This is a genomic window from Sinomonas sp. (genome assembly GCF_051955515.1).
In the GTDB taxonomy this organism is placed as follows: Bacteria; Actinomycetota; Actinomycetes; order Actinomycetales; family Micrococcaceae; genus Sinomonas.
Window position 1 is genome coordinate 1 of record NZ_JBQCGQ010000160.1, and the last position, 3,746, is coordinate 3,746.

A 3,746-nucleotide genomic window follows, 5' to 3' on the forward strand; every position below is an offset into this window, starting at 1 on the left:
TGGCGGGACGAGACGGGAGTGCTGCATGAGGAGCGCTCGGAGCGGCCGGCGTCGCTCGTCGTCGACCTCGCCCAGCGATTCGCAGGCGAGCCGCGCGAGCTCGAGGTCATCCGTCCGAGCCTCGAGGACGTGTACCTCAGCTTGGTCCACGCAGCCGGCACCGCCAACGCAAGGGCAGGCACGCCGTCGGAACTCGTCCAGATGCCCACAGAGAAGGAGGGCGAGCCGGCATGAGCCTCATCTCCCACGGGGTGGCCCGGACGGGCTACGAGACCAAGGGCTACTTCCGTTCGCCCGACGCCGTCTTCTTCACGTTCCTGTTCCCCATGCTCATGCTGGGGATCTTCGCGGCCGCGTTCAGCTCGCGCGGCGACATCGGGCTCGGCCCGGGCTCTCCGGACCACGTCTCGGTCGCCGAGTACTACCTCCCCGGAATGCTCGCCGCCGGGATCCTGCTCTCGGGTGTGCAGAATCTGGCCGTGGACATCGCGGGGGAGAAGGGCGATGGCACGCTGAAACGACTGGGCGGCACGCCGCTCTCGCCCGTCTCCTACTTCCTCGGAAAGCTCGGGCGGGTGTTCGTGACGGGGGTCCTGCAGGCCGCGATGCTCCTCGTGGTGGCGAAGTTCGCGTTCGGGGTCGCGCTGCCGAGCTCCGCGCAGGCGTGGATCACCTTCGCGTGGGTCTTCGTGCTCGGCATCGTGACGTCCGCGCTGCTGGGGATCGCCCTCTCGGCGCTCCCGAGGAGCAGCCGGAGCGCCACGGCGGTCGTGGTCCCGATCGTGCTGGTCCTGCAGTTCATCTCGGGCGTCTACCTGCAGTTCTCCATGCTTCCCACATGGATGCAGAACCTCGCGAGCGTCTTCCCGCTCAAGTGGATCGCGCAGGGAATGCGTTCGGTGTTCCTGCCGGACGGCTTCAAGGTGCTCGAGCAGAACGGGACCTGGGACCTCGGATGGATCGCGGTGTGGCTTGCCGTGTGGCTCGTGGTGGGGCTCGTGGTGAGCCGGCTGACCTTCCGGTGGATCCGCCGGGACGCCTGACATGGGTGTGGGGCGGCAGCCGCCGCCCCACACTCGCTTCGCGCCGTCAGTCGGTCAGATGACCGGGCCGGTCTCGGTGGTTCCACCGCCGGCGCCGGTCGCCCCTCCGGCCCCGCCGAGCCCAGTGCCGGTTCCCGGCCCCGTGCCCGTGGTGCCGCCGAGGCCCGTGGTCCCCTCCGTGCCCGACTCGAAGACCTCGCCGGACTGCGGCGTGGAGCCGACCTCGCCGCGCCACGCCCCGGTCTCCGTGCCGCGCGATTCGATGAACTCCTTGAACTTCTTCAGGTCCGAGCGGACCTGCATGTCGTCGGCCCCGAAGAAGGCGCCGATCTTCTCGACGGCCGAGTCCGGGTCCCACTGGAACTGCACGTTCACGCGCGTGGTGTCCGGACCGAGGGCGTCGAAGGTCACGACTCCGGCATGCTCGACTCCCTCTTGCGTGCTCCACGCGACGCGTGAGTCGGGCTCCTGCTCGGTGATGACGGTATCGAATTCGCGGGTCTGGCCCGCGACCTTGGTGGTCCAGTGGAGGTGCGTGCTGTCCTGCTGGACCACGGACTCCACGCCCCCCATGAACTCGGGGAACGATTCGAACTGTGTCCACTGGTTGTAGGCGGTGGACACGGGGACATTGACGTCGATGGACTGCTGAACGGTAGCCATGGAATCCTCCTTTTGCTCCGTGGGCGGCCTTTGCTCGACCTGCGCCGGTGGGCGCCCGTCCACCGTAGGCAGGGCCTGAAAGCGGGGTCAACGCTTGGTGGCGCGACCTCCTCTCACAGCCTTGCGCTTGCGGTCGAGTAGGAGGGCGAGGCCGATGGCGGCGAGCCATGTGTCCTTCGCCATGGAGATTCCGGCCTGCGTTGGCCGGATCCCGTCGCCCTGCGTCAGCCCCGGGGTCTTCGCGTAGACGGCGACGAGTCCGGAGCCGAACCCCGTGAGGCCGAGGGCGGCGAGCTTGGTGGGAACAAGGGGCAGGAGCAGCGCGCCTCCGAGGGCGATCTCGCCCGCCGCGAGGGCCTTGCCGAACGTGGCGGGCGGAAGCTGCTTGACCTGCGGCACGGCGTTGGACGCCATGTCCTGGATCGAGCCGGCGCTCTCCTCGTCGAGTGAGAGCTTGGAGATCCCGGAATTGAGGAGGTACGCCCCGGTCGCCAGGCGCAGAACCGCGCGGCTCAGCGAGAATGCCATGATGTCTCCTTCGATTCGGCTTGCTTGGTCAGGTCCGGTCCGGTTGCGCTTCGCGAGGCGCTTGACGACGACGGCAACGGCTGGCCTCTCCCTTAGACGGCTGGCCTCTCCTCAAACGGCTGGGCCCTCCCGTATAGGGCAGTCGATACACTATTGCTCGCACGTCGTAGTGGTTCCCCGGGCTGGCGTCCGCCAACCAAAGGGATCGCCGGGCGCACGGCGATAGAATGGCCGCGACCCCCAGACTCAGCACGAGAGAGACGAGTGCCCTGTGATCCAGCTTGACCGTGTCCCCATCCGACGTGCCCTCATCTCCGTCTATGACAAGACCGGTCTCGAGGACCTCGCGAAGGGGCTCCACGCGGCAGGGGTGCGCATCGTCTCGACGGGTTCGACTGCGAAGAAGATCGCTGCGGCCGGCGTCCCCGTGCAGGAAGTCGAGGAGGTCACCGGTTCACCGGAGATGCTCGACGGGCGCGTGAAGACGCTGCACCCCCGCGTCCACGGCGGGATCCTGGCCGATCGCCGGGTGCCGGAGCACCTGCAGACGCTCGAGGAGATGGACATCGAGCCGTTCGACCTCGTGGTGGTGAACCTCTACCCGTTCGTCGAGACCGTGCGCTCGGGCGCAGCGCTCGACGACGTGGTCGAGCAGATCGACATCGGGGGACCCGCCATGGTGCGGTCGGCGGCGAAGAACCATGCCGCTGTCGCCGTCGTCGTCGATCCAGGGTTCTACGGCGAGGTCGTCGCGGCAGCCGCGGAAGGCGGCTTCAGCCTCAAGACCCGCCAGCGCCTTGCGGCGAAGGCTTTCGCCCACACGGCCGCCTACGACACGGCCGTGGCGACCTGGACCGCAGGCCAGTTCCTCGACGAGAACGAGCAGGGCGTGGTCCAGTGGCCGGCCTACGCCGGCCTCGCGCTCGAGCGCTCCGAGGTGCTCCGCTACGGCGAGAACCCGCATCAGCAGGCCGCACTGTACGTCGACAAGGCCGCGCCGGCCGGGATCGCCCAGGCAGACCAGCTGCACGGCAAGGCCATGAGCTACAACAACTTCGTGGACGCCGACGCAGCCCTGCGTGCGGCCTTCGATTTCGACGAGCCCGCCGTCGCCATCATCAAGCATGCGAACCCCTGCGGCATTGCCGTCGCGACCCCGGGCGCCGAGGACCCCATCGCGGACGCGCACCGCAAAGCCCACGCCTGCGATCCCGTCTCCGCCTACGGCGGCGTGGTGGCGGCCAACCGCATCGTGAGCAAGGGTATGGCGGAGACGCTGTCCGGGATCTTCACGGAGGTCGTCGTCGCGCCAGCTTTCGAGCCGGAGGCCGTCGAGATCCTCTCCAAGAAGAAGAACATCCGCCTCCTCGCCCTGCCGGAGGGCTACGACCGGTACCCGACGGAGTTCCGCCAGATCTCCGGCGGAATGCTGGTCCAGGTCTCCGACCGGCTGGACGCCCCGGGCGACGACACCGCCAACTGGACGCTCGCGACCGGAGAAGCCGCCGATGC

The 3,746-nt window shown here is 68.6% G+C and carries 4 protein-coding genes and 1 pseudogene; 3 read left to right on the forward strand and 2 right to left on the reverse strand.

Features of this window, described 5'->3' with window-relative positions:
* Positions 1-234 (forward strand): annotated as a pseudogene (locus ACTHL9_RS08890) (ABC transporter ATP-binding protein); the annotation flags it as partial.
* A complete protein-coding gene (locus ACTHL9_RS08895) occupies positions 231-1,043 on the forward strand; it encodes an ABC transporter permease (protein ID WP_440518490.1) in 813 nt (270 codons plus the stop codon). The pseudogene ACTHL9_RS08890 and the gene ACTHL9_RS08895, both read left to right, overlap by 4 nt.
* 54 nt (positions 1,044-1,097) lie before the next feature.
* On the opposite strand, the gene ACTHL9_RS08900 is transcribed toward ACTHL9_RS08895, so the two are convergent.
* Positions 1,098-1,706 (reverse strand): SRPBCC family protein, encoded by a 609-nt coding sequence (locus tag ACTHL9_RS08900; protein WP_440518491.1) that lies wholly within the window; start codon positions 1,704-1,706, stop codon positions 1,098-1,100.
* 87 nt (positions 1,707-1,793) lie between these two features.
* Positions 1,794-2,234: a DoxX family membrane protein gene (locus ACTHL9_RS08905; protein ID WP_440518492.1), complete on the reverse strand. Its 441-nt coding sequence runs from the start codon at positions 2,232-2,234 to the stop codon at positions 1,794-1,796.
* A 271-nt stretch (positions 2,235-2,505) separates the two neighbouring features.
* Here ACTHL9_RS08905 and purH point away from each other — a divergent pair.
* Positions 2,506-3,746 (forward strand): bifunctional phosphoribosylaminoimidazolecarboxamide formyltransferase/IMP cyclohydrolase (gene purH / locus ACTHL9_RS08910; RefSeq protein ID WP_440518493.1); only part of this gene is annotated, 1,241 nt, incomplete at its 3' end.

What these genes read in the sequence shown, in the direction of transcription:
- ACTHL9_RS08905 (WP_440518492.1), bottom strand. Translation starts at nt 2,234, where the DNA reads ATGGCATTCTCGCTGAGCCGCGCGGTTCTGCGCCTGGCGACCGGGGCG.
- ACTHL9_RS08895 (WP_440518490.1), top strand. Translation starts at nt 231, where the DNA reads ATGAGCCTCATCTCCCACGGGGTGGCCCGGACGGGCTACGAGACCAAG.
- ACTHL9_RS08900 (WP_440518491.1), bottom strand. Translation starts at nt 1,706, where the DNA reads ATGGCTACCGTTCAGCAGTCCATCGACGTCAATGTCCCCGTGTCCACC.